Here is a 24,089-nt window from a genome sequence, read left to right on the forward strand (position 1 = left end):
ACGACGGCTCCGGGTCCTGGCGCACCGGCGACGCAGGGCGCGCGGACAGTGTCCTGGGCGCAGGCGCCGCCGGACGGGACGGCGAGGCCGGTGGCGGCCGTCGGCCCGGGTGGGCGGCGGGTTCGGGGCGGCGTCCGGGGCTCGCCCCCTTGCCCCGCCGGGTCCCGCAGTCCAGTCTGGCCGCCGAGTTGCGTGAGGATTTGTCGGGCGAAGAGGAGGGGCAGGCCGGTGAGTTCACCGCGGAACGGGCCGCCTCCTCGCTCGGCGGCTTCCAGCGCGGCACGCTCCGGGCCCGTGACGACGACGCCGGGGCCCCGAACGACCGGGAGGAGAACCCCGTACCGCAGGACCAGGCAGAACCGGACGCCGGGGCCGCCGACCCAGGCGCCGGCACCCCTACGCCCCCGCCCGCCGACCGCTGACGAAGGACACGTCATGACACGCCCCATCCCCGCCACCCACACCCAGCTCGACCAGTTGCTCACCGGACTGGTGGAGCGGGTCGCCGAGGTGAACCACGCCGTGGTGCTCTCCGAGGACGGCCTCGTCGTCAGCAAGTCCACGGGGTTCCTGCGCGACGACGCCGAGCGGCTCGCCGCCACCGCCTCCGGGCTGATGAGCCTCAGCAAGGGCGTCAGCATGGACTTCCGCGGCGGTCCGGTCCGCCAGGCGCTGATCGAGATGGCCAACAGCTTCCTGATCCTCACCTCGGCCGGCCCCGGCGCCCACCTGGTCGTCCTGACCAGCGCGGGCGCCGACGTCGGCGTGGTGGCGTACCAGATGAACATGCTGGTCAAGAAGATCGGCGAGCACCTCAGCGCGGCGCCGCGGGCCGGCATCGGCCCCACCGTCGACTCCGGCGCGTGAGGTGGCCGGAGGCGACACGGCAGGCCGTCTCGTACGACCGTTCGCGCTGACCGGGGGACGCACCCGGCCGAGCCGTGCCGACTTCACGCTCATCACGACGGTGACCGCGGTGGACCCGCCGCCGACCTGGGCCACCCGACCGCAGCCGGAGCAGCAGCGCATCCTGCGCCGCTGCGTCGAGCCGATCGCCGTCGCCGAACTCGCCGCCCTGCTCGACCTCCCGGTGAGTGTGATCGTGATCATGCTGTGCGATCTGCTGGAGGCGGGCCGGATCACGCTCCGCCCGCCGCGCCCGGTGTCCCAGAACCCGGATCTGGACCTGCTGCAGAAAGTGAGGGACGGCCTTGGCCGACTCTGACACCGTCACCCGGGCCGCGCCCGACACGGTGAAGATCCTGATCGCCGGCGGCTTCGGCGTCGGCAAGACCACCATGGTCGGCTCGGTCAGCGAGATCGCTCCGCTGCGCACCGAGGAACCGCTGACCGAGGCCGGCCTGGGCGTCGACGACCTCGAGGGCATCGAGGAGAAGAAGGCCACGACGGTGGCCCTGGACTTCGGCCGTATCACCATCGGTGACGACCTGGTGCTGTATCTCTTCGGTACGCCGGGCCAGCAGCGGTTCTGGTTCATGTGGAACGACCTCGCGCTGGGCGCGCTGGGCGCGGTCGTCCTGGTCGACGTACGTCGTCCGGAGTCCAGCTTCGCCGCGATCGACTTCTTCGAACGCCGGGGCATCCCCTTCGTGGTGGGCGTCAACGGCTTCTACGGCGAACACCCGTATCCGCCCGAGGAGATCCGTGACGCCCTGGCCCTGCCGGAGGACGTCCAGGTCCTGCTGTGCGACGCCCGGGAGCGCGGCTCATGCCGGGACGTACTGATCGCCCTGCTGGACCAGTTGATCGCCGCAGCGGTCAACTAGCCCGCGCAGCCGCGCTGTTCACTCGTCGGGGCCGGTCAGGGGCTCGTTCGACGGGGCGATGACGCGTGCCGTCAGGTTCGGGTCCGGCATGTCCGGGTCGAAGGGGAACAGGGGCCGGCGGACACGGTGGTGGCCGAGTCGGGTCAGGTCCTGGTCGACCCCTCCGGGGGTCAGGGCCATCTTCCAGTCGGCGGCCATGGCGAAGAGTTCCGGCTCCAGGTAGCCGATCTTGACGAGCACGACGTCCGCCGTGCGCGGGTCCAGGTCGAGGGCGGTGAAGTCGTGTTCGTGGTGGTACGGCTTGCGCAGCCGGGTCAGGATCACATGCACGCTCCCGACCCGCAGCACGACCTCCGTCTCGGCGTCCCGGTCCCCGTGCCGGACTGCGTGGACCACGCCCGTCAGGGTGAGCGGTCCGGCGTGGCGGTCGTCGACCTCGGCGCCCGCGGTGACGGTGACGGTCGCCCCGACGCCGGCCTTCGCCGCCTCCTCGACGGCGGACGGCCCAGGCAGGGAGGCGTAGACGACGGTCGGGCCGCAGGGATCCTTGAACTCCGGCCTGGACAGCACCTGTCGCAGCCCCCAGGTGACGTCGCCCGCGCCGCCGGCGGTGGGGTTGTCGCCCGTGTCGCTGATGAACCAGGGGCGGGCGGTCGAGGCCAGCGCCTCGTCCAGGCAGTCGTCCAGGGTGCCGGTGGGCGCGACGAAGCCGAAGGCGTGCCGGGCCTCCCAGAAGCCGCGGGCCAGGCGTTCGGCGCCGGCGGTGACCGCGGGCGCCGAGGGGCCGGTGACCACGACGGCCGCCCGGTTGCGGGGTTCGTCCGCCCACGCGTAGCCGACCCAGATCGCCGCGTCCGTCACCCCGTCGGCGGCCTCCACCTCCGCGACGGCCGCGTAGACGCTCCTCGCGGGCTCGACGCGGGTCGAGGTCTGTTCCCCGGCCAGCAGGACCGGCACCGGGATCCACGCCTTGACCGGGCGGGGCGCGCCGTTCGTCAGCAGGTCGACGAGGTTGCGGGCGGCCCGCTCCTTGGTGTCCATGGCGTCCTCGTGGGGGGCCATGCGGTAGCAGGTGATCAGGTCGCTGTGGTGGACGAGTTCGCGGGAGACGTTGCCGTGCAGGTCCATCGAGGTGGACACGACGGTCTCCGGGCCGATCACCTGCCGGACACGGGCGAGGAGTTGGGCCTCCGCGTCGTCCAGGCCCTCGACGGTCATGGCGCCGTGGATGTCGAACCACAGCCCGTCGATACGGCCCACCGAACCCAGTCGGTCGAGGAGTTCGGCGGAGAGTTCGGCGTACGCGGCGGCCGTCACCGTGCCGCCGGGCAGTGCCTTGCCGACCAGCGCGCCGCGCCAGTCGGCCGCTTCGCGCAGGGGCGCGCCGGGGGCGAGGAACGGGTAGCCGGACAGGACGTCGGCCCCGCGTCGCGGGTGGAAGGCGGAGGCCTGGGTACGGGCCGGGGAGAAGGTCGAGGACTCGATGCCGAGGCCGGCGATCGCGATCACGGGGCGGGATGTGCTCATGGCTCCTCGGAGGGTCGGGCGGCGCTCGGTCGCGGTCAGGGACGGTGGTTGCCGGTGAGGGCGTGCAGTGCGTGCGCCAGCGCCCGCTGGAGCGCGAACTGACCCGCGCCGACGAGGCCCGCGTCGGCGCCGAGGACGGCCCGCTCGATGACCAGGTGCTCGGTCACGAGGGGGTGGCAGCCCTCGTACAACTGGCTGCGGACGGCGGCGACGAACGGCTCCAGCGTGGAGAGGATGCCGCCGAGGTACACGGCGTCGGGGTTGAAGAAGTTGACGTTGGCGGCGAGGACCTGGCCGAGGTAGCGGCCGGCCTGGCGGACCGCGCGGGTGGCTTCCGGGTCGGCGTCGCCGGCGAGGCGTACGACGTCCTCGGTGGAGGCGACCTCCAGTCCGCGTTCGCGCAGGATGCGGACGAGGGCCGCCCCGGAGGCGACCGTCTCCAGGCATCCGGTGTTCCCGCAGGAGCAGGGGATGTCGTGGGCGGCCTCGACGCGCACGTGGGTGATCTCGCCGGCCGCGCCGGTGCCGCCGCGGTAGAGGCGGCCGTCGGCGATCACGCCGGCGCCGATCCCGGACCCCGCCTTCACCATGACCGACTGCCGGTGCTCGGCGGGCCGGACGCTGTGCTCGCCGACGGCCATGCAGTTGGCGTCGTTCTCGACGGCCACCGGGACCGCGAACCGCTCCTCCATCCAGGCGCGGACCGGGAAACGGTTCCAGCCCGGCATGCGGGCGGGCAGCGTCACCAGTCCCGGTTCGACGTCGACCGGGCCGGGCAGGCACAGGCCCACGCCCCGCAGCAGCCCCCGGCCGTGACGGTCGGCCAGCGCCGCGAGGGTCTGTGCCAGCCCGGGCAGGGCCGCCTCCGGCCCGTCCGAGGTCGGGAACGGCACCGTCGACACGTCGGTGAGCCCGCCGCCGGGCAGCACCACGCCCACGTGCGCGTGCCGGCCCCCGAGTTCCGCCGCCACCGCGTACCCGTCGCTGCCGCCGAGCCGCAGCACCTTGCGCGGCCGGCCGCCCGCGGACGACACCGTGCCCTCCTCGGCGACCAGCCCGTGGTCCAGCAGCTGGCCGACGGTGAAGGAGATCGTCGAGGGCGCGGCACCGAGCAGCCCGGCGATCTCCGTGCGTGTCGTGGCCTGTCCGGAGGCGAGGAGTTCGAGGACCCGTTCGGCCAGCGAGGAGACGGCGGCGCCGTTCTTCCGCCGCGGCGGACTTTTTTCAGTCATGGAGGAAGTAACTTCCGTCAACGGTGGTCGGGGCGTCGAGCGTAGGTCAACGCAGGCCTCTCCGCGCTTTTTTCAGAACAGCAGTAACAGGCTTTTTACAGCTGGACTCCTGTTTCTTCGGACACTCGGGCCGTTCACTGTCCTCACCCCTTCAGCTCCGTCCTCCGAGGAGTGCCATGTCCCCTGCCCGCCCGAGACTCCTGGCCGTCGGTGTCACCCTTTCCGCGGGCACTCTGCTGCTCGCGGGCTGCTCCGGGTCGAGCGGCACCTCGTCCGCGTCCAAGGACTCCATCGACTACGCGCTTCCGGCGAACTTCACGCCCAACTGGATCCTGCCGATCGGCACGGCGGCGCATCTGAACACCAACAACATCTCCATCGCCAACGCGCTGTGGGAGCCGCTGATCGCCTACGACGGCTCGACGGGCAGGATCGGCTGGAACAAGGCGGGCTCCGTCGCCACGACGGCCGACTTCGCCGCCGACAACCGAAGCGTGCGGATCACCCTGGGCGACCGGCACTGGAGCGACGGCAAGCCGATCACGTCGAAGGACGTCGGGTTCTGGTTCGACCTCATCAAGGCGAACAAGGCGCAGTGGGCGGGCTACACCCCCGGCAAGGCACCCGACAACTGGACGTCCTTCAAGGCCGACGACGCCCGCCACTTCACGATCACCTTCGACCGGGCGTACAACCCCCAGTGGATGCTGGCGAACGAGCTGGACGCCATCACTCCGCTGCCCGAGCACGTGTGGGACAGGGGCACCCCGGAGAAGACCTGGACGTATCTCAACAACGCGGCCAAGAACATCGGGAGTTACGCCTCCGACCCGCTGTGGAAGACCCTCAGCGGCCCGTATGCCGTGAAGTCCTTCTCCACGGCCGGCAAGGTCGTCCTGACCGCCAACGAGAAGTACGACGGCGGCGAGAAGCCGGGCATCCCGACGGTGAACCTGCTTCCCTTCACGACGGCGGACGCCGAGAAGAACGCGCTGCGCTCCGGAAGCGTCGACTACGGCTACATCGAGCCGACCGACCTGGACCAGAAGGCGAGCTTCACGGCACAGGGGTACGAGGTGAGGCCGTGGTCCGGCTGGGCGATCACCTACATGCCGTACAACTTCAACAACCCTTCGATGGGCGCGGTGTTCAAGCAGCTGTACGCGCGCCAGGCGATCCAGCGCTCGATCGACCAGACGAGCCTGGCGAAGGTCGTCTTCAACGGGACGGCGGTCCCCGGCTACGGGCCGGTCCCGCAGGCCCAGACCTCCGCCTTCCTGTCCCGGACGCAGAAGGACAACCCCTACCCGTTCTCGACGGCGGCCGCCAGGTCCCTGCTGTCGAGCCACGGCTGGACGGAGCGGAACGGAGTGATGACCTGCACCGATCCCGGGAAGTGCGGTGAAGGCGTCGCCAGGGGCACGAAGTTCGCGATGACGGTGCTCTCGCAGTCCGGTTCGGCCGTCACCGACAACATGATGAGCGCGATCCAGTCCTCGCTCGCGAAGACCGGCATCAAGTTCTCCATCAGGACGGCGCCGGTCAACTCGGTGCTCTCGCAGACCCCGCAGTGCACGGCGGGCCAGTCGATCTGCAAGTGGCAGCTGTCCTTCTTCGGCACGGCCGGCAGCTGGTACTTCAACGCCTTCCCGACCGGCGACTCGCTCTTCCAGTCCAAGGGCGGCTCGAACTTCGGCAGCTACTCCGACCCGGACGCCGACAAGCTCATCTCGGCCTCCACGACGTCCGGTTCCGACCGGGCGATCCAGGACTACAGCGCCGCTCTCGCCAAGGACCTGCCGGTGATCTGGCTGCCGGAGCCCGACTACCAGATCTCGGTCATGCGCAAGGGACTCGGCGGCTTCTCGCAGGACCCGCTCGCCAACTTCCACCCGGCGCAGTGGAAGTGGACCGGCTGAGGCATGGACACCCTTGTCTATCTGGCCCGGCGGACGGCACAGGCACTCGTGGTCGTCCTCATCGTCACGGTCGTGGTCTTCTGCCTGCTGCACGCCCTGCCCGGAGGCCCGGCCCGCGGAATCCTCGGCCCGCAGGCGACCGCCCAGCAGATCACCGCGTTCAATCACGAACAGGGGCTGGACCGGCCGCTGCCCGTCCAGTACGTCTACTATCTGCGCACCCTCCTGCACGGCGACCTGGGGACGTCGTACACGCTGAACGAGGCGGTCTTCCAGCTCATCGGCCAGCGGCTGCCGAAGACACTGGTGCTGACGGTCCTGTCCGCCGTGGCCGGACTGCTGCTCGCGATCCCGCTCGGCATGTGGCAGGCCGTGCGGCGCAACCGGCCCGCCGACTACGTCATCACCACGCTGAGCTTCGTCGCCTACTCGACGCCCGTGTACTTCCTGGGCCTGGTCCTGGTGCTGGTGTTCACGCAGATCCTGCGCTGGTTCCCCTCGCAGGCGCCACAGGGGGACACCGTGGCCCAGGTGTTCGCGGACCCGGTGGCGCTGGTGCTGCCCGTCGTCACGGGGGCGGCCTCCATGGTGGCGGTGTTCAGCCGGTACATGCGGGCGGCGACTCTGGAGAACCTCTCCGAGGACTACGTGCGCACGGCGCGGGCGGGCGGCGCGCGACAGGGGGCGATACTCCTGCGGCACGTGTTCCGGAACTCGCTGACGCCGGTGATCGCGATGCTCGGTTACTACGTGCCGGTGCTGTTCGGCGGTGCGCTGGTCGTCGAGCAGCTCTTCAACTACCCGGGGATGGGGCTGCTGTTCTGGAGTGCCGCGCAGTCCTCGGACTATCCGGTGCTGCTCGGGTGCGTCCTGGTCATCTCCGTGGCGACGGTCGTGGGCACGCTGCTCGCGGACGTCGTGCAGCGAGTCGTCGATCCTCGGGTGAAGGGGCGGGCATGAGCGTTCAGAGTGCGGGCCGGTGGAGGCTGGTCACCCGGTTCCCCGCGCCCCTGACGAAGGCGCGTTTCGCGCGCAACAGGCTCGCCGTGGCCGGGCTCCTGGTCGTGGCCGTCTTCCTGCTGTTCTGCTTCGTCGGGCCTCTGCTGTACTCCACCGACCAGACCCATACCGACCTCACGCAGGTCAACAGGGCTCCGGGCGGCGCGCATTGGCTGGGCACCGACGCCGTCGGACACGATCAGCTCGGCCGGCTCATGTACGGCGGTCAGGTCTCGTTGCTCGTCGGACTCGCGGCGGGAGTTCTGGCCACCGTCATCGGAACCCTGTGGGGGGCCGTGGCCGGGTACGCGGGCGGCTGGGCGGACGCGGTGATGATGCGGGTGGTGGACGCCGGCATCGCGATACCGGCGCTGTTCATCCTGCTGGTGGTGTCGGCGATCACCACTCCGGACACGGTCGGGCTGATCCTCGTCCTCGGTCTGGTGTCGTGGCTGGTGCCGTCCCGTCTCGTACGGGCGGAGACGCTGACGCTGAAGAGCCGCGACTACGTGCTGACGCTGCGCGCGACCGGTGGCACGCACACCCGGGCCGTCAGCCGGCACATCCTGCCCAACTCGGTGTCCACCATCGCCGTGGCGGCAACCTTCCAGGTCGCCGACGCGATCCTGCTCGTCGCGTACGTCTCGTATCTGGGCCTGGGGGTCCAGCCGCCGAAGACCGACTGGGGCGGCATGCTGTCCGCCGGTCTGACGGCCGCGTACTCCGGGCGCTGGTGGCTGATCGTTCCGCCGGGCCTCGCGATCATCCTGGTCGTCTGCGCGTTCAACGCGATCGGCGACGGGCTGCGCGACGCCTTCGACGTGAGGGGGCGCGGGTGAGCGTCGTGAAGAAGGTGCTGGACATCGAGGGGCTCGGGGTCACGTTCGCCACGGAGGCGGGTGACGTGCCCGCGGTATGTGACATATCACTGCACGTGCATCCCGGCGAGACGCTCGCGCTGGTCGGCGAGTCCGGGTCGGGGAAGTCCACGGTCGCCCTGGCGGCGATGGGCCTGCTGCCGTCGACCGCCCGCGTCTCGGGACGGGTGTGCGTGGCCGGTACGGAGGTCGTCGGGGCCCGCGAGGCCGAACTAGCCCGGCTGCGCGGCCGTACCGCCTCGATGGTCTTCCAGGAGCCGGCCAGCGCGCTCGATCCGCTGACCCGGGTCGGCGCGCAGATAGCGGAGGTCGTACGCAACCACCGCGCCGTCTCCCGCGCGGAGGCCGCCCGCGAGGCGGTCGAGCTGCTGCGCAGGGTCGGCATCCCGGAGCCGGAGCGGCGGGCGTCGGCGTTCCCGTTCCAGCTGTCGGGCGGGCAGCGGCAGCGCGTGGTCATCGCGATGGCGATCGCCAACTCGCCGGGGCTGCTGATCGCGGACGAGCCGACGACCGCGCTGGACGTCACGGTGCAGGCCGAGATCCTGGACCTGCTGCGGGAGTTGGCCGCCGAATCGGGTACCGGCGTGCTCCTGGTCACCCACAACATGGGTGTGGTCGCCGACTTCGCCGACCGGGTCGCCGTGATGCTGCGGGGCGAGATCGTGGAGACCGGGCCGGTGGAGGAGGTGCTGCTGCGGCCGGCGCACGAGTACACCCGGCAACTGCTGTCGGCCGTGCCGCGGTTGACGTTCACCGGTGAGGACCCTCCTCCCGTGGAGGAGGCTCCGGTGGTGCAGCTCCGGGATGTCTCGGTGCGGTTCGGGCGGGGGCCGCGGGCCGTGCGGGCCCTGGACGAGGTGACCTTCGAGGTGCGTGCCGGAGAGACGGTCGGGCTCGTCGGCGAGTCCGGTTCCGGCAAGTCGACGGCGGCCCGGGCCGCCCTGGGGCTGGTCCCGGCGGACTCCGGGTCCGTGTCGCTCTTCGGCGCCGACCTGGGGCGTTCCCGGGGACGGAAGCGGCGGGCCCTGCTGTCCCGGGTGGGCCTGGTTCTCCAGGATCCGGTGGCCTCGCTGGACGCGCGGATGAGTGTGGCCGAGTGCGTCGCGGAGCCACTGCGGACGCACCGCCGGGACATGTCCGCGGCCGAGCGGCGCCGGCGGGTGGCCGAGGCTCTGGAACTCGTGCGACTGCCCGCCGGGGCCGCGGCGCGCGGGCCGCGCGAACTGTCCGGCGGTCAGCGGCAGCGGGTGAGCCTGGCCCGCGCCCTGGTCCTGCGGCCCCGGCTGCTGGTCGCGGACGAGCCGACGAGCGCGCTGGACGTGGGGGTGCAGCGCACGGTGCTCGAAGTCATCGCCGAGCTGCAGCGCGAGCTGGGCTTCGCGTGTCTCCTCGTCTCCCACGACCTGGCCGTGGTGCAGGAGTTCGCCCGGCGGGTCGTCGTCATGCGGGCGGGACGGATCGAGGAACAGGGGCCCACCATGTCCACGCTGCTGCGTCCGCGGAGCGAGTACACCCGGCGGCTCATCGCGGCCGTTCCCGTGCCGGATCCGGTGGTGCAACGGCGGCGGCGGGCGGAGGTCCACGCGTGAGGGACGTCGTGGCGGGCGTGGACATCGGCGGTACGAGCACCCAAGTGGTGCTCTGCGGAAGCGACTTGGGTGTCATCGACCGGCTGGAGGTGACGACACCGGCGGCGCGGGGCGGAGCGGCGATGGTCGGCGCCGCGCTGGATGCCGTACGACGTCTGCGGGACCGTACCACCGCGCGGCTGCTCGGGGTCGGGGTCGGGGCGGCCGGGGTGGTGGACGCGCGGGCCGGGCGGATTCTGGTGGCGAGCGACTCGTTTCGCGACTGGGCCGGGTACGAGGTGACGGCGGAGGTCGAACGGGCGCTGGGCGTACCGGCGTTCCTCGACAACGACGTGAACGCCTTCCTGCGCGGCGAGACGGCCGCCGGTGCGGTGGCCGGCGAGGCCGACGTGTTCGGGATGACACTGGGCACCGGTGTGGGCGGGGCGCTGTGGCTGGACGGCGCGCTGCACGAGGGGCCGCACGGGGCGGCCGGCGAGATCGGGCACGTGCCCGGCTTCGGCGATCTGCCGTGCACCTGCGGGGGGCGCGGCCACCTGGAGACCCTGGCGTCGGGCCGGTCGATCGCCGCCCGTTACGGCGAGCGCACCGGCCGGACGGCGACCGCCCGGGACATGGCCGAGTCGGCGGGGCGGGGCGATCCGGACGCGCTCGCCGTGTACGAGGCGGCGGGCGCCGGCGTGGCGCGGGCCGTCCTGATCGCGGCGGGTCTGCTGGACGTGACCACGTTCGTGATCGGCGGGGGTGTCAGCCGGTCCTGGGCCCTGCTGGAGTCCGCGGTCCGGCGGACCCTGGCCGCCGAGCCTCCCGTCAGCGGGCGCCCGGTGCGGGTGCTGCCGGCGCGGCTCGGCGGCGACGCGGTGGCGGTCGGGGCTGCGGTACGGGTCCGGGCGGAGCTCGATCCACACAGTCACCGCACAGCCGAGGACAAGGTGAACGACGAGAACCAGCCAAGCGCGACCGTGTGATTGACGCGCAGGCGTCACATCCCTACCTTCTGATCGGTTTACCGAACTACGTTCGAAATACCGTCAGTTGGCCACCCCCCACGCCACCCGCTCACACCTTCGCACGCCCTTCCCGCACGCACTGGAGCGCACATGAACGCCAGACCGTCGCACCCTCTCCCCCACCCCTCCCGGCGCCACTTCCTCGGCATGGCCGCCACCGTCCCGCTGGCGGCGACCGGCGCGCTCGCGCTCGGCGCCGGGACCGCCCGGGCGGCCACCGACTCGGCGTACGTCATGTGCTACTTCACCGAGTCCCCGGACATGCTCGCCGCCGACTACGGCCTGCATCTGGCCGTCAGCACCGACGGCCTGGAGTGGACCCCGCTGAACCAGAACGCCCCGGTCGCCACCCCGACCGCGGGCTCCACCGGACTGCGCGACCCGTTCATCCTGCGCAAGCAGGACGGCACGTTCGTGGTGCTCGCCACCGACCTCAAGGGCACCGACTGGACCTACGTCAGCCAGTACATCCACGTCTGGGACTCCACCGACCTGCGCACCTTCACCGGCTACCGGCGGATGAAGCTGCACGACATGAACACCCACAGCTGGGCGCCCGAGGCCTTCTGGGACGCGGGGCGGGGTCAGTACGGCGTGATCTACTCGGCCGTGAACTCCAGCGGCCACAACGTGATCATGATCAACTACACGAGCGACTTCGTGACCGCAGGCGCCCCGCAGGTCTTCTTCGACCCCGGCTACGACGTCATCGACGGCGATCTGGCCGTCGGCGTGAACGGCGTCAACTACCTCTACTTCAAGAAGAACTCGACACTGGTCGGCGCGAAGTCCACCTCGCTGGACCCGGGCAGCTTCACCGAGTTCAGCACCGCCGTCTCGCACGGCGGCACCGAGGCACCCACCCTCGTCAAGTCACTGACGTCCGGCTCGACCTGGTACCTGTGGGGCGACACCTGGTCGCCCAACGGCGTCTTCTACGCCTGGCAGACCAGCAGCCTGGCCGCCGGCACCTGGACCGCCCTCGACCAGAAGGTGTACACCCAGCCGCTCAACTCCAAGCACTGCGGCATCCAGCCGATCACCGCGACCGAGTACGCCAACCTGGTAGCCAAGTGGGGCACCCCCGCCTGGAACCGGCTCAAGTCCTACAACTACCCGGCCCGCTACGTCCGCCACGCGGACTACGTCGGGCGGATCGACGCCTACGCCTTCGACCCGTACACCGACTCGCTGTGGAAACTGGTGCCGGGCCTCGCCGACTCGTCCGGGGTCTCGTTCCAGTCCGTCAACTACCCGACGCGCTACCTGCGGCACTACGACTACCAGCTTCGGCTGGACGTCAACGACGGCACGTCGACGTTCGCCGGTGACGCCACGTTCTACCGGACGGCGGGCCTCGCCGACTCGTCCTGGTCGTCGTTCCGGTCGTACAACTACCCGACCCGCTACATCCGGCACTCCGACTTCGTCCTGCGCATCGACCCGATCTCCAGCAGCACCGACCAGCAGGACGCGACCTTCCGCGTCGGGTACTGAGCGACACGGGTGCCCTCCGCCGAGGAGGGCACCCACACCGCACGGATCAGGAGGCCAGGCCCGCCGACTTCAGCCACGTCTTGGCGACGTCCAGCGGGTCCTTGTTCTCGAGCTGGACCTGGGAGTCCAGGTCCAGCAGGGTCTTGGTGTCGAGCTTGGCCGAGACCGCGTTCAGGGCGGAGACGCCGGCCGACGACAGACCGCTCTTGTATACGAGCGGCTGCACGTTCTCGAACCCGAACAGGTTCTTCGGGTCCTGCAGGACCACGAACTTCTCCTTGGTGATGTTCGGGTCCGTGGTGAAGATGTCCGCCGCCTGCACGGTGTTCTTCTTCAGCGCCGCCAGGGTCAGCTGGCCGCCCGCGTCCAGCGCCTTGAAGGACTTGAACTCCACGCCGTACACGGACTTCAGGCCCACCAGGCCCTGCTGCCGCGTCTGGAACTCCGGCGAGGCTCCGATGGTGAGGTCCTTCGCGACGGCCTTGAGGTCCGCGATGGAGGACTCGGAGGTCAGCTTGTACTTGTCGGCGGTGGCCTTGTTGACCGTCACCGAGTCCTTGTCCTGCGCCGCGGCCGGGTCGAGCAGCGTCAGCTTGGAGTCCAGCTTCGCCTCGATGGCCGCCGTGGTGGCCTCCACCGTCTTCGGCGTGGCCTTCGGGTCGAGGTAGGCCAGCAGTGCGCCGTTGTACTCCGGCAGCACGGTGATGGAGCCGTTCTTCAGCAGGCCGTAGGTGGTCTCGCGGCTGCCGATGTTCGGCTTGTACGTGACCTTGACACCCTTGGCCTTGAGGGCCTCGCCGTAGATGTCGGCGATCAGGATGCTCTCGGCGAAGTTGTTGGAGCCGACGACGACCGTCTTGCCGTCGGACTTGCCCCCGTCGAGGGGATTGGAGGACTTGTCGTCGGTGGAGGAGCCACATCCCGCCAGCAGGGCCGTGGTCGCGGCGAGCGCGACGGCCGCCGCGGGGTAGCTCCTGATGGACCTGCTGCGTGGGGCGTTGGAAGTCACGATTCCCGTTCCGGACTCGGGGGATTGATGAGGAGCAAGCGCTGCAACTGATCCAATCCAGCCTGTTCTCACTCAGTCAAGAGCGGCCCGGTCACCAATTGGCCTCAATGAGTGATCCCTTGTGAAGGCGAGGTGAACGGATGCGAGCGGAATCGGAGGCGCTTTGTAACGGATTCTTGACGTAGGGCGACGCCCTTGATCGTTCGAAGAGGCGGTAGTCTCACCGAAGTTGGCGTCGCTCACAGCGGTTTACGGGGGCCGCTGCGGTGTCATCCGCACCATATTTCACGATCCAGCATCGATCGGAATCGGTCATGCGTGTCTCGCGCGGCCGAGGATTCCCCTGTAAGGAGGCTCGGTGTCCACGAACGAGGTGGACGCGCCGCCCCGGTCGGCTCCGCCGCGGCTCAGGCGCGGTCGTCTGAGGCACTTCGCCGACCGGTGGCCGTTCAGGCGGAAGCTCAATCTGCTCGTCGGCATCCCGCTGGCCGTCGTGGCCGTCCTGCTCTCCTACCTCATCGCCGACCAGGTGGGCCAGGCGACGGACGCGGCGTCGGCGGCCGACCTGGTGCGCAACAGCGAGCAGGTGGCCGGGCTGGTCAACGACCTGGAGAGCGAGCACCAGCTCGCCATCCTGCTGTCCGTGCGCTACGAGGCCGGTGGCGGGGGTGTCGAGTCCACGCTCGCCGGCTACCGCAAGGCGCAGGACAAGGTCGACGCGCAGATCGTGAAGGTGCGTGAGGCCTTCGGCGACGGGCTGCCGGACGGCGAGGCGCAGGCGCTGAAGGAGGTCGAGGGCCTCACCAGCCTGCGCGGGACGGTCGAGCAGAGCTATCTGCCCGCCAGCAACATCGACCCCGCCTACAACAACGCCGCCAGGACCGTGATCGGCGGTCTCGGACTGGACCGCAACTCCGAGCTCGCGGCCACCTTCACCGGCAACCTGCTCGACTCCCTGCTGCGGGCCGACGCCGCGCACGGCTCCTTCGAGACCGGCGTGTTCTCCGCGACGACCGGTGACACGAACGCCCAGATCGAGTTCACCACCGCCGTCGGCGCCTACGAGCTCTACAACAACCAGGTCGAGCGCTTCACCCGGTTCGCCACCCCGGAGCAGGCCGACGAGCTGTCGGGCATGGAGCACACCGACGCCCAGCGGGACATCGCCGAGGCGTACGCCGAACTCCAGGTCGCCCCCAGCACGTTGCAGGCCGGTTCCCCGGCCGAGATCAGGACGGCGTTCCGCGACGCCCTGGGCGACTACCCCGCCTATCCACGGCAGGCGGCGGCCCGGCTGGAGATCACCTCTTCGCTCATCGACCAGATCGCCGACCGCGCCGACGCCGCCCGCAGCGACGCCGCCTGGCGTGCCGGTCTGCTGCTGAGCATCGGTCTGCTCGGCTTCGCCCTGTGGATCGTCTTCTCCATCATCGTGCGCCGCTCCGTGGTACGGCCCGTGCAGGCCCTCACCGGTGCCGCGCAGGAGGTCGCCGAGGTCGCCGGCCGCGAACTGGCCCGGGTCGCCGACGACGACGAGGACGACAGCCCGCCGAAGCTTCGCGAGATGCCGGTCACCGCGGACGACGAGATCGGTGAGCTGGCCGAGGTGTTCAACCGGGTGCAGACCACTGCGATCGCGCTCCTCGAACGGCAGGTGCTCAGCAGGCGCAACGTGGCCGAGATGTTCGGCAACGTCGGACGCCGCGTCAGCAACCTGACGGCACGTCAGCTGTCGTTGATCGACGCGGTGGAACGCGGCGAGACCGACCCGGCGCTCCTCGAACGCCTCTACTCCATCGACCACATCGCCGTACGTCTGCGGCGCAACGCGGACAGTCTGATGCTGCTGGCCGGTATCCGGGAGACCGTCCTGGACTCCGGGCCGACGGCGCTGACCAACGTCGTACGCGCGGCGCTCGGTCAGATCGAGGGCTTCCGGCGGGTGCAGCTGCACGCGCGCACCGAGGTCATGGTGGAGCCCGACATCATCGGCGACCTCACCCTGATGGTGGCCGAACTCCTGGAGAACGCGGTGGCGTTCTCGCCCGCCGGCAGTCCGGTCGAGGTGTACGTCCGTGACACCTCCGCGGCGGAGGCCGCGGGCGGCGCGACGATCGTGGTCGCCGACCACGGCCTGGGCATGGGCGCCGACCGGCTCGCCGAGGAGAACGCCCGCCTCATCCGCCGTGAGCGGCTGGACGTGGTGCCGACGAAGGTCCTCGGCCTGTTCGTGGTCGGCACGCTGGCCCGCCGCTGGGGCATCGGCGTCGCCCTGTCCCGGACGCCGGGCGGCGGTGTGACGGCCGAGGTGTCGGTGCCGCCCTCGCTGCTGCTGGCGATGAGCCCGGTGGGGGCCGCCTCCGTGGGTACGGCGAAGACACCGGCAGCCGTCGACAGAGGCGCGGGTTCCGTGACGGCGACGGAGACGGCCGCCCGCACGGCGGTCGCCGAAGCCCCGGACGCCTCGCCCGGGTTCGCCGAACCGCCGCTTCCGGGCACCGCCGCCGGCCCGCGCCGCGCGGCCGTCACCCGGGACAACACCACACGAGACGGCCACCCCGGCCCCCTCCCCCGCCGAGTCCCCCGCCGGGACCCGGACCCCACGGACCCCGCACCCGCCGCGGCCACGGGGCAGGACGAGGAGAAGTCCTTCGTGCCGCGGGCCCGTGGGGAAGCGGAGGCCGGTGTGGTGCACGCCCGACCCGACGACGAGGCCCCCGCCCGCCCGGGCGAGGGCGGCCGGGCGGTATCGTCTTTCGAGGTCAGGCCGGACGAGACAGCGCTGTCCGACCGCTCGGCCGACGACTCCCCCCGTCCCCTGCGCCGCCGGGTCCGCGGTGCCACCCTGCGCACGACGGTCGACGCCGCCGCCCAGTACGCGGCCCGGCAACCCGCCCGCCCCGCCGACGCGGCCGCAGTCCGGGACGCCCTCGACGAGTTCGAGGCGGCCGTGGAACGCGCCAACCGCGACAGCCTCACCTCGGACGACGACGACCGCACCGGCGGATCCGCCCCGCGTCCGACCACCGACCCGCACCACCAGAACCACCTCCCGGAAGGAGCCGAGCAGTGAGTACGTCGACAGGTGACACTCCTCCCGCGGGAGCCACCACGCCGGCCGAACTGCAGGCCGCCGCAGCCGACTTCACGTGGCTGCTCAACCGTTTCGCGACCGAGACCGCGGGTGTCGTCGACGCCATCGCGGTGTCGTCCGACGGGCTGCTCATCGCCGTGTCCGAGCTGCGCGAGCACGCCGACTCCGAGCGGCTGGCCGCGATCGTCTCCGGCATCACGTCCCTGGCCGCCGGCGCCTCCGGCAACTACGGCCTGGGCGGCCTCAACAAGGTGATCATCGACCTCGAGGGCGGCCATGTCCTGGTCTCCGCCATCGGCAGCGGCGCCGTCCTCGGCGTCGTCACCGACAAGGAGGCCAAACTCGGCAACATCGCCTACGAGATGACGCTGTTCGCCAACCGGGCCGGCAGCGCGCTCAGTCCCCAGCTCGTGCTCCAGCTCAAGAACAGCGTCGGCGCCGCGTCCGCGCGCTGACCGGTCGCCGTAGCGAAGCCCTCGGCCGAGGGCGCGGTCGAGGAGGAAGAAGACACCCCATGCCGGACGGCTCCCCACCGCCGGACGGCCCGGAACCGGTCGGTCCCGCCCCTGCCGTACGGCCGTTCCTGGTCACCGCCGGCCGGGTCGCGCCCACCGCGTCCGGCCGGCCGGTACCGGTGGAGACCCAGGTGGTGGCCACCGCCGAGGGTCTCGCCGAACTCGACGACCTCACCTTCGAGCAGTACGACATCGTCGCCGCCTGCCGACAGCCGCAGTCCGTCGCGGAACTCGCGGCCCGGCTCAGGCTGCACCTGAACGTCGTACGGGTCCTCGCCGAGGACCTGCGCGCCGCCGGGCTCCTGGTGGTGCACGTCCCCGACACCGGCGTCATCCACGACGCCACCGTCCTGCGCAGGGTCATCGACGCCCTGCGTGCCATCCCCGACTCCCGAGGGGTACTCCGTGACTCCGACTGAACCGGCCGCCCGCGTCGCGACCGCCCCGGTGGCCGCCGTACGACCGCCGCTGCCGGTCAAGATGGTGATCGCGGGCGGCTTCGGCGTGGGCAAGACCACCGCCGTGGGCTCCATCTCCGAGATCGAGCCGCTGACCACCGAGGCCGCCATCACGGAGGTCGCGGCGGGCGTGGACGACCTCAGCCACACCCCGAGCAAGACCACCACCACCGTGGCGATGGACTTCGGCTGCATCACCATCGACCCGACCCTGAAGCTGTACCTGTTCGGCACGCCCGGCCAGGAGCGGTTCGGCTTCATGTGGGACGACATCGTCGAGGGCGCCGTCGGCGGCCTCGTCATCGTCGACACCCGCCGCCTCGACGACTGCTACGCCGCCGTCGACTACTTCGAGCACCGGCAGATCCCGTTCGCGGTCGCCGTCAACGCCTTCGACGGCAAGGTCGAGCACACCCTGGAGGAGGTGCGCTGGGCGCTCGACGTCGCCGAGCGCGTTCCGGTGCTGGTGTTCGACGCCCGCGAGCGCGGCTCGGTGCGCGACGCGCTGCTCGTCGTACTGGAGCTGGCGCTGGCGCGCACGGAGGGCTGACCGACCGGCCCGGGAACGCCGGTTCCCGGGCCTCGCACGTCAGTTGCCGCGTCGTACCCCCGGCGACACGGTCAGCCGCGCCACCAGCCAGAAGAACCCCAGCGTGACCAGCGCCAGGACGGCCACCAAGGTCGCGCCGCCCACCACCTTCTGGTAGTTGAGCTGGTAGAGACCGTCCACGATGTACCGGCCGAGGCCGCCGAGCGACACATACGCGGCGATCGTCGCCGTGGAGACGATCTGGATGGCCGCCGAGCGCAGGCCGCTGAGGATCAGCGGGAGCGCGACCGGGAGTTCGACCTGGAACAGGACGCGTGACTCCGACATGCCCATGCCCCGGGCCGCGTCCACCGGAGACGGGTCGGCGGAGCGCACCGCCTCGTAGGTGGTGACCAGGATCGGGGGGACGGCGAGGACGACCAGCGGGATCATCACCGGGGTCAGGCCGAGTCCGAGCAGCACGAACATCAGCACCAGCAGGCCGAAGCTGGGCAGCGCGCGGCCCGCGGTGGCGACGAGGGCGAGGGCGTTGCCCCCGCGTCCGGTGTGGCCGGTGAGCAGGCCGATCGGCAGGCCGATGGCGGCGGCGATGGCCAGGGCGATCAGCGTGTACTGGAGGTGCTCGCGCAGCCGGGTGGGGATGCCGTCGTAGCCGTGCCAGTGGGCGCCGTCGCTGAAGAAGGCGTTGATGAGGTGAAGGACGTTCATCGGGCGGCGTCCTCCAGGGCGGCCGTGAGGGGTTCGGGCTCGTCCACGGGGCGGGACGCGCGGCCGCCGCGCGGCATCCACGGCGTCACCAGGATGCGGACGAGGACCAGCAGCGCGTCGGCGACGACGGCGAGGACGGCCGTGCCGATGACGGACAGCCAGATCAGCCGGGGCTGGTTGTAGATCTGGCCGTCGTGGAGCAGGTTGCCCAGCGCGCCCTGGTTGCCGATCAGCATGCCGACGGAGACGAGGGAGACGCTGGAGACCGTCGCGATCCGCAGACCCGCGATGATCGCGGGCGCGGCGATGGGCAGCTGGACCTGGAAGTACCGGCGTACGGGACCGAGGCCCATCGCGGTGGCCGCGTCGAGCGTCTCCTGCGGCACCGACCGCACACCGTCGACGATCGCCGGGACGAACACCACCAGGCTGTAGACGCCCAGCGGGATCATCACGGTCGTCTCGGTCTGTCCGGTGTAGTCGATCAGCACGACGAAGAAGGCGAGTGACGGGATGGCGTAGAGGACGGTCGTCACCCACAGCACCGGCGGGTACAACCAGCGCAGCCGCACGCAGAGTTGGGCGATGGGCAGCGCCACCACCAGTCCGACGAGGACCGGGACCAGCGCCTCGCGCAGATGCACCCCGACCAGGCCCCAGTAGGTGTTCTGCAGGTCGCTCGGTATGTCGAACAGTCCGCCGCTCATCCGGCGACCTTCTCGCCGCTCCGGTCCTCGGCGTGCGCGGTGCGGATGGCCTCGCCGATGGCCTGCTGGGACACCACGCCGGTGACCCGGCCGTCGGCGTCCACCGCGACCGCCCAGCCGGTCGGCGACAGCACGGCGCCGTCGAGGGCGGCGCGCAGGGACTCCTTGCCGTGCACGAAGGGCCGCCCGTACGGCAGCAGGCGGGCCGTGTCGACGGCGCCGGCGGTCAGCCGGTCGGGCTCGCTCCATCCGAGGGGCAGGCCGGCCACGTCGGTGACGAGGAGGTAGGGCACGTCCTTCGAGACGCGCGCGGCGATCTGCTCGGCGGTGGCGTCGACCGCGACGACCGGGGCGGTCAGCAGGTCGAGGCCGGCGGAGGAGAAGAAGGACAGCCGCCTGATGCCTCGGTCGGCGCCGAGGAAGTCCTCGACGAAGGCGTCGGCGGGGTCGGACAGCAGTTCGGCGGGCGGCGCGAACTGGGCGAGGTGGCCGCCGGTGCGCATCACCGCGACCATGGTGCCGATCTTGACGGCCTCGTCGATGTCATGGGTGACGAAGACGATGGTCTTGCCCAACTCGTCCTGGAGGCGCAGCAGTTCGTCCTGCAACCCCTTGCGCACCACCGGGTCGACGGCCGAGAACGGCTCGTCCATCAGCAGCACCGGCGGGTCCGCGGCGAGTGCCCGCGCGACGCCGACGCGCTGCTGCTGGCCGCCGGAGAGCTGGTAGGGGTAGCGCTTGGCGAGGGAGCCGTCGAGCCCGACCCGCTCCATCAGCTCTCGTGCCCGGGCCCGCGCCCTGGCCTTGTCCCAGCCGAGCAGCCGGGGCACGGTGGCGATGTTGTCGACGATCGTGCGGTGCTGGAAGAGACCGGCGTTCTGGATGACGTAACCCATGGACCGGCGCAGCGTGTTCACCGGCTGCTTGGTGATGTCCTTGCCGTCGATGGTGATCGTGCCCGAGCTCGGCTCGATCATCCGGTTGATCATCCGCAGCGTGGTCGTCTTGCCGCAGCCCGACGGTCCGACGAACACCGTGATCGCACGATCGGGTATTTCCAGCGACAGGTTGTCGACCGCCACCGTTCCGTCCGGGTAGCGCTTGGTGACTGAATCTATTCGTATCAAAACGCCGAATACCCTTCGGGTCTGGACCGTTGGAGGCCGAGTCTAGACCCCTATTGTTTCGCCACTTCTGCGGGATCATGGCCGGTTCGCTGTGGCCGACTTGTGAGTTCTCTGATTCTCACGCTCCGCTCAGCACCCCCTCAGGGATCGCACAGCCGGGCCGCCGATCGTTGCCGTGCGAACCACCCTCGTCGAGCTGCCCGTTGGGGCGAACACCCACCTGGAGTACGTGTCATGACGACCCTCGCCCCGCCTCCCGCGCCCGCCCAGGAGGGCAGGCACCGGGCCGCGGCCCCGCCCGCCTCCCGGATGAGAAGGCTGTTCACCGGCGCCCCCGAGGACCCGCGCTGGGCCCGCCCCGCCCTGTGGGCGGTCCTGGTCCTGGCCACGGCCCTGTACGCCTGGAACCTCTCCTCCGTCACCGGCAACACCTTCTACAACGCGGCCGTCTACTCCGGGACGAAGAGCTGGAAGGCTTTCTTCTTCGGCGCGTTGGACTCCGGCAGTTTCATCACCGTCGACAAACCGCCGTTCGCGCTGTGGGTGATGGGTCTGTCGGCGCGCGTGTTCGGTTACGGCACCTGGCAGTTGGCGCTGCCCATGGTGGCGGTGGGCAGCGGTTCCGTGGCCCTGCTGTACCGCTTGGTCAAGCGGGACTTCGGGGTGGTGGCGGGCACGATCGCCGCGCTGACGCTGACGCTCACCCCGATCACGGTCGCCATCGACCGGGACACCAACCCGGACCCGGTCCTCGTCTTCCTGATGCTGCTCGGCGCGGCGGCCCTGCTGAAGGCCGTGCGCACCGGCCGGCCGATGCCGCTGGTGTGGTCCGCGGTCGCCATCGGCTTCGCGTTCAACACGAAGATGATGCAGGCGTACGTCGTCCTGCCCGTGTTCTTCCTGGTCTACCTGTGGGCCGCGAACGCCTCGCCGGTCAGGCGGATCCGCAACCTCGCCGTGGCCACGGTGGCGCTGGTCGTCTCCAGCGCCTGGTGGATGGTGATCGTCGATCTGATCCCGGCCTCCGACCGGCCGTACATCGGCGGCTCGACCGACAACACCGTCTGGGACCTGGTCATCGGCTACAACGGCTTCGGCCGGATCTTCGGGGCGAGCTCGTCGGTGGGCTCGCAGGGCAACGGTGCGAGCTTCGGCGGCAGTTCGGGCATCTACCGGATGTTCAACGACATCATGGGCGGCCAGATCTCCTGGCTGATCCCCTTCGCGGCGATCGCCCTCGTCGGCGGTCTGGGCTTGCGCGGCCGGGCACCGCGCACGGACGTCGGGCGGGCCGCGCTGATGCTGTGGGGCGGCTGGTTCGTCCTGCACTACCTGACCTTCTCCCTCGCCGAGGGCACCTTCCACCCCTACTACGTCACCGCCATGGCCCCCGGCATCGCGGCGCTGGCGGGTGCGGGCGGGGTCATGCTGTACGACGCCTTCAAGGAGAGGCCGGTGGCCAAGTGGGGCTGGGTGCTGCCGGGTGCGGTCGCCGTCAGCGCGGTCTGGGCGGTCGTCCTGCTCCGGCGGGTCTCCGGTTCCGGCACGGTGTACACGGTCGCCGAGGTCGTGGTCGCTCTCGCCGGCGCGGTCGCGGTGCTCGGACTGGTGGCCGGACGGTTCACGAGGCGGCACAGGCTGATCGGCCTCTCCTCGCTCGCGGCGGTCGTGGCCCTGCTCGCCGGTCCGGCCGCGTACTCGGTCTCGGCGGCGACCGCGACCACCAACGGCACCAACCCGACGGCCGGCCCCAGCACCGGTGGCGGCATGGGCGGCGGCCCCGGCGGCAGCGGCAAGCTGAGCGGCAGCGCACCGAGCGGATCGGGCATGAGCGGATCGGGCACGAGCGGTGGGCAGTCCATGGGGCAGCCTCCGTCCGGTACGGCGAGCACCGGGAGCGGCAGCGGGTCGCGGACCGCGGGCATGGGCGGCGAGGTGAGCTCCGCGATGATCACGTACCTCGAGAAGCACCAGGACGGCGCCACCTGGCTGGTCGCGGTGGCCACCGACCAGACCGCGTCCTCGATCATCCTGGAGTCCGGTCAGCCCGTGATCTCCATGGGCGGCTGGTCGGGCAGTGACAACGCGATGACGCTCGCGAAGCTCAAGAGCCTCGTGAAGTCCGGCAAGCTGCACTACATCGTCGTCAGCGGCCAGGGCGGCGGCCAGGGCACCGACTCCGAGATCTCCACCTGGGTCAAGAAGCACGGCACGGCCGTGAGCGCCTACAGCGGCCTGTACCGCCTGGACGCCTCCGACGTCGGCTGACCCTCTCCCCCGCCCCGTGAGCGGGCGGGCCGCCGGACTCCCCTGCCGGCGGCCCGCCCTTCGGCTCATCCGGGCGCCTAGGCCTCCCGGGCGACCGGCAAGCCCTCCGTGCGCAGCACCTGGCCGTCGGCGTCCACGGCGAACACCTCGCACCCCGGCAGCGACGCGGCCCAGCCGATGCCCTCGGCGCCCATCGCGAAGGCGGCCGTGGCCACCGCGTCCGCCTCGGTGAGCGAGGAGGCGATGACCGTCAGGCTCAGCAGTCCGGTCGCCGGGCGTCCGGTGCGGCCGTCGACGATGTGGTCGCCGCGCTCGTAGCGGGCGGAGGTGGCGACGGCGCCGTCGGTCAGCTCCAGCACCGCGCACAGCTTGTCGGCGTGTTCGGGGTGCCGTACCCCCACCCGCCAGGGCCCGCCGGCGGCGACCACGTCGCCGCCGGCGTTCAGCACGAACCGCCGTGCCCCGGCCGCCCGCAGCAGGTCGGCGGCCCGCTGCACGGACCAGCCCTTGACCACCGCGTTGGGGTCGAGCCCCCGCCCCGGCAGCCGTACGTCGAACGCGCCGCCGGTCGCGCGGCGGTAGTGCTCGCACAGGTCGAGGACCTCGACGAGGTCGTCGCTGAGCTCGTGCCGCTCCAGCTCACCGCGGTCGTAGCGGCACACCTCGCTGTCCGGCCGGTAGGGGCTGAACCGGGCGTCGACCTCGCGCAGCCACGCGAAGACCGCGTCCGCGGCCCGCTCGGGTACGTCCTCGTCGTCCACCCGCAGCGAGACCGGAAAGCCCATGACGTGTTCGACCCGGCGCACCGGATCAGCCTTTCACGTCGATCGCCGCCTGCAGGGACTTCTTGTAGGCCGTGCTGGTGATCGTCGCGCCGGACACCGTGTCGATGTCCGCGCTCTGCGCCTTCAACGTCTCCGCGACCAGCTTCGGCACGGCGGCCGTCGTCTGCGGGTGGTTCGGCTGCCGGAGCATGCTCACGGCGGTGATCCGGTCGCCGTCGAAGGTGACCTGGACCTGTACGGGACCCTTGTCCGTCCGGATCGTCGTCCCCCTGACGACGGTTCCCGACGAGGTGCCCGGGGATGCGGACGCGGACGGTGTCGTGGCCGGGGCGGCGGTGGAGGCCGTGGCGCCGGCCGACGGCTCGTAGCGCCAGACCGGGACCAGGCCCGCGATGCTCAGGACGACGACAGGTATGGCTCGCTTCACGAT

The 24,089-nt window shown here is 71.1% G+C and carries 21 protein-coding genes and 2 pseudogenes; 15 read left to right on the plus strand and 8 right to left on the minus strand.

Features of this window, described 5'->3' with window-relative positions:
* Nucleotides 1-435: 435 nt before the first annotated feature.
* Genes ACQF4J_RS12625 through ACQF4J_RS12635 form a run of 3 tightly spaced genes read left to right on the plus strand, consistent with a single transcriptional unit; the run spans nt 436 to nt 1,787 of the window.
* The gene (locus ACQF4J_RS12625; protein WP_142143431.1) at nt 436-867 is read left to right on the plus strand and encodes a roadblock/LC7 domain-containing protein; all 432 of its coding nucleotides are present in this window, start codon (nt 436-438) and stop codon (nt 865-867) included.
* 1 nt (nt 868) lies between these two features.
* Nucleotides 869-1,225 carry a DUF742 domain-containing protein gene (locus tag ACQF4J_RS12630; protein WP_351563173.1) on the plus strand — a complete coding sequence of 119 codons (357 nt, stop codon included), beginning with the start codon at nt 869-871 and terminating at the stop codon, nt 1,223-1,225.
* Entirely contained in the window at nt 1,212-1,787 is a 576-nt protein-coding gene (locus ACQF4J_RS12635) for a GTP-binding protein (protein WP_351563171.1), read from the plus strand. Before ACQF4J_RS12630 ends, ACQF4J_RS12635 begins: the two co-directional genes overlap by 14 nt.
* 18 nt (nt 1,788-1,805) lie before the next feature.
* Here ACQF4J_RS12635 and ACQF4J_RS12640 read toward each other — a convergent pair whose 3' ends face one another.
* Both ACQF4J_RS12640 and ACQF4J_RS12645 read right to left on the minus strand, forming a co-directional pair.
* Nucleotides 1,806-3,314 carry a M81 family metallopeptidase gene (locus tag ACQF4J_RS12640; RefSeq protein ID WP_351563169.1) on the minus strand — a complete coding sequence of 503 codons (1,509 nt, stop codon included), beginning with the start codon at nt 3,312-3,314 and terminating at the stop codon, nt 1,806-1,808.
* A gap of 35 nt (nt 3,315-3,349) precedes the next feature.
* Nucleotides 3,350-4,546 (minus strand): ROK family transcriptional regulator, encoded by a 1,197-nt coding sequence (locus tag ACQF4J_RS12645; RefSeq protein ID WP_351799509.1) that lies wholly within the window; start codon nt 4,544-4,546, stop codon nt 3,350-3,352.
* Between the two features lie 176 nt (nt 4,547-4,722).
* Here ACQF4J_RS12645 and ACQF4J_RS12650 point away from each other — a divergent pair, with 176 nt between their 5' ends.
* The 7 genes and pseudogenes from ACQF4J_RS12650 to ACQF4J_RS12680 all read left to right on the plus strand — a co-directional run bounded on the left by ACQF4J_RS12650 (nt 4,723) and on the right by ACQF4J_RS12680 (nt 12,438).
* Nucleotides 4,723-6,465 carry a peptide ABC transporter substrate-binding protein gene (locus ACQF4J_RS12650; RefSeq protein ID WP_427165643.1) on the plus strand — a complete coding sequence of 581 codons (1,743 nt, stop codon included), beginning with the start codon at nt 4,723-4,725 and terminating at the stop codon, nt 6,463-6,465.
* Between the two features lie 3 nt (nt 6,466-6,468).
* On the plus strand, nt 6,469-7,425 hold the full coding sequence (locus tag ACQF4J_RS12655) for an ABC transporter permease (protein ID WP_427165644.1): 957 nt from the start codon (nt 6,469-6,471) through the stop codon (nt 7,423-7,425).
* On the plus strand, nt 7,422-8,303 hold the full coding sequence (locus ACQF4J_RS12660; protein ID WP_351563161.1) for an ABC transporter permease: 882 nt from the start codon (nt 7,422-7,424) through the stop codon (nt 8,301-8,303). Before ACQF4J_RS12655 ends, ACQF4J_RS12660 begins: the two co-directional genes overlap by 4 nt.
* Before the next feature lie 38 nt (nt 8,304-8,341).
* A pseudogene (locus ACQF4J_RS12665) lies at nt 8,342-9,088 on the plus strand (ABC transporter ATP-binding protein); the annotation flags it as partial.
* Between the two features lie 108 nt (nt 9,089-9,196).
* A pseudogene (locus ACQF4J_RS12670) lies at nt 9,197-9,931 on the plus strand (ABC transporter ATP-binding protein); the annotation flags it as partial.
* Nucleotides 9,928-10,899 carry an ROK family protein gene (locus ACQF4J_RS12675; protein WP_351563160.1) on the plus strand — a complete coding sequence of 324 codons (972 nt, stop codon included), beginning with the start codon at nt 9,928-9,930 and terminating at the stop codon, nt 10,897-10,899. The pseudogene ACQF4J_RS12670 and the gene ACQF4J_RS12675, both read left to right, overlap by 4 nt.
* Nucleotides 10,900-11,031: 132 nt before the next feature.
* Nucleotides 11,032-12,438 carry a glycoside hydrolase family 43 protein gene (locus ACQF4J_RS12680; protein WP_351563158.1) on the plus strand — a complete coding sequence of 469 codons (1,407 nt, stop codon included), beginning with the start codon at nt 11,032-11,034 and terminating at the stop codon, nt 12,436-12,438.
* Between the two features lie 46 nt (nt 12,439-12,484).
* Here ACQF4J_RS12680 and ACQF4J_RS12685 read toward each other — a convergent pair whose 3' ends face one another.
* Nucleotides 12,485-13,447: an ABC transporter substrate-binding protein gene (locus ACQF4J_RS12685; RefSeq protein WP_351563156.1), complete on the minus strand. Its 963-nt coding sequence runs from the start codon at nt 13,445-13,447 to the stop codon at nt 12,485-12,487.
* Nucleotides 13,448-13,805: 358 nt separating this feature from the next.
* Between ACQF4J_RS12685 and ACQF4J_RS12690 the strand changes: the two genes are divergently transcribed.
* From ACQF4J_RS12690 to ACQF4J_RS12705, 4 genes are read left to right on the plus strand one after another with little or no spacing between them, the layout of a single operon-like run.
* Nucleotides 13,806-16,520 (plus strand): ATP-binding protein, encoded by a 2,715-nt coding sequence (locus ACQF4J_RS12690; protein WP_351799504.1) that lies wholly within the window; start codon nt 13,806-13,808, stop codon nt 16,518-16,520.
* On the plus strand, nt 16,517-16,996 hold the full coding sequence (locus tag ACQF4J_RS12695; RefSeq protein ID WP_058922384.1) for a roadblock/LC7 domain-containing protein: 480 nt from the start codon (nt 16,517-16,519) through the stop codon (nt 16,994-16,996). The genes ACQF4J_RS12690 and ACQF4J_RS12695 overlap by 4 nt, the downstream gene beginning before the upstream one ends.
* A 59-nt stretch (nt 16,997-17,055) precedes the next feature.
* Entirely contained in the window at nt 17,056-17,475 is a 420-nt protein-coding gene (locus ACQF4J_RS12700; RefSeq protein ID WP_351799501.1) for a DUF742 domain-containing protein, read from the plus strand.
* Nucleotides 17,462-18,064 (plus strand): GTP-binding protein, encoded by a 603-nt coding sequence (locus ACQF4J_RS12705; RefSeq protein ID WP_351563151.1) that lies wholly within the window; start codon nt 17,462-17,464, stop codon nt 18,062-18,064. Before ACQF4J_RS12700 ends, ACQF4J_RS12705 begins: the two co-directional genes overlap by 14 nt.
* Nucleotides 18,065-18,103: 39 nt before the next feature.
* Here the strand turns inward: ACQF4J_RS12705 and ACQF4J_RS12710 are convergent, their stop codons facing one another.
* Genes ACQF4J_RS12710 through ACQF4J_RS12720 form a run of 3 tightly spaced genes read right to left on the minus strand, consistent with a single transcriptional unit; the run spans nt 18,104 to nt 20,606 of the window.
* Complete coding sequence (locus tag ACQF4J_RS12710; RefSeq protein WP_351563149.1) at nt 18,104-18,772, minus strand: ABC transporter permease; 669 nt, start codon at nt 18,770-18,772, stop codon at nt 18,104-18,106.
* The gene (locus ACQF4J_RS12715) at nt 18,769-19,479 is read right to left on the minus strand and encodes an ABC transporter permease (RefSeq protein ID WP_427165645.1); all 711 of its coding nucleotides are present in this window, start codon (nt 19,477-19,479) and stop codon (nt 18,769-18,771) included. Before ACQF4J_RS12715 ends, ACQF4J_RS12710 begins: the two co-directional genes overlap by 4 nt.
* Nucleotides 19,476-20,606: an ABC transporter ATP-binding protein gene (locus tag ACQF4J_RS12720; protein WP_351799496.1), complete on the minus strand. Its 1,131-nt coding sequence runs from the start codon at nt 20,604-20,606 to the stop codon at nt 19,476-19,478. The genes ACQF4J_RS12715 and ACQF4J_RS12720 overlap by 4 nt, the downstream gene beginning before the upstream one ends.
* A 234-nt stretch (nt 20,607-20,840) precedes the next feature.
* Between ACQF4J_RS12720 and ACQF4J_RS12725 the strand changes: the two genes are divergently transcribed.
* Nucleotides 20,841-22,874, plus strand: coding sequence for an ArnT family glycosyltransferase (locus tag ACQF4J_RS12725; RefSeq protein WP_351799493.1), 2,034 nt, complete (start codon nt 20,841-20,843; stop codon nt 22,872-22,874).
* A gap of 77 nt (nt 22,875-22,951) precedes the next feature.
* On the opposite strand, the gene ACQF4J_RS12730 is transcribed toward ACQF4J_RS12725, so the two are convergent.
* Together ACQF4J_RS12730 and ACQF4J_RS12735 are read right to left on the minus strand one after the other, a co-directional pair.
* Complete coding sequence (locus ACQF4J_RS12730; protein WP_351563275.1) at nt 22,952-23,659, minus strand: FAD:protein FMN transferase; 708 nt, start codon at nt 23,657-23,659, stop codon at nt 22,952-22,954.
* Between the two features lie 25 nt (nt 23,660-23,684).
* Nucleotides 23,685-24,086, minus strand: coding sequence for an FMN-binding protein (locus tag ACQF4J_RS12735; RefSeq protein ID WP_351563141.1), 402 nt, complete (start codon nt 24,084-24,086; stop codon nt 23,685-23,687).
* Between the last annotated feature and the right edge of the window lie 3 nt (nt 24,087-24,089).

The sequence above is a fragment of the Streptomyces sp. C1-1 genome (genome assembly GCF_050214755.1).
GTDB lineage: Bacteria > Actinomycetota > Actinomycetes > Streptomycetales > Streptomycetaceae > Streptomyces.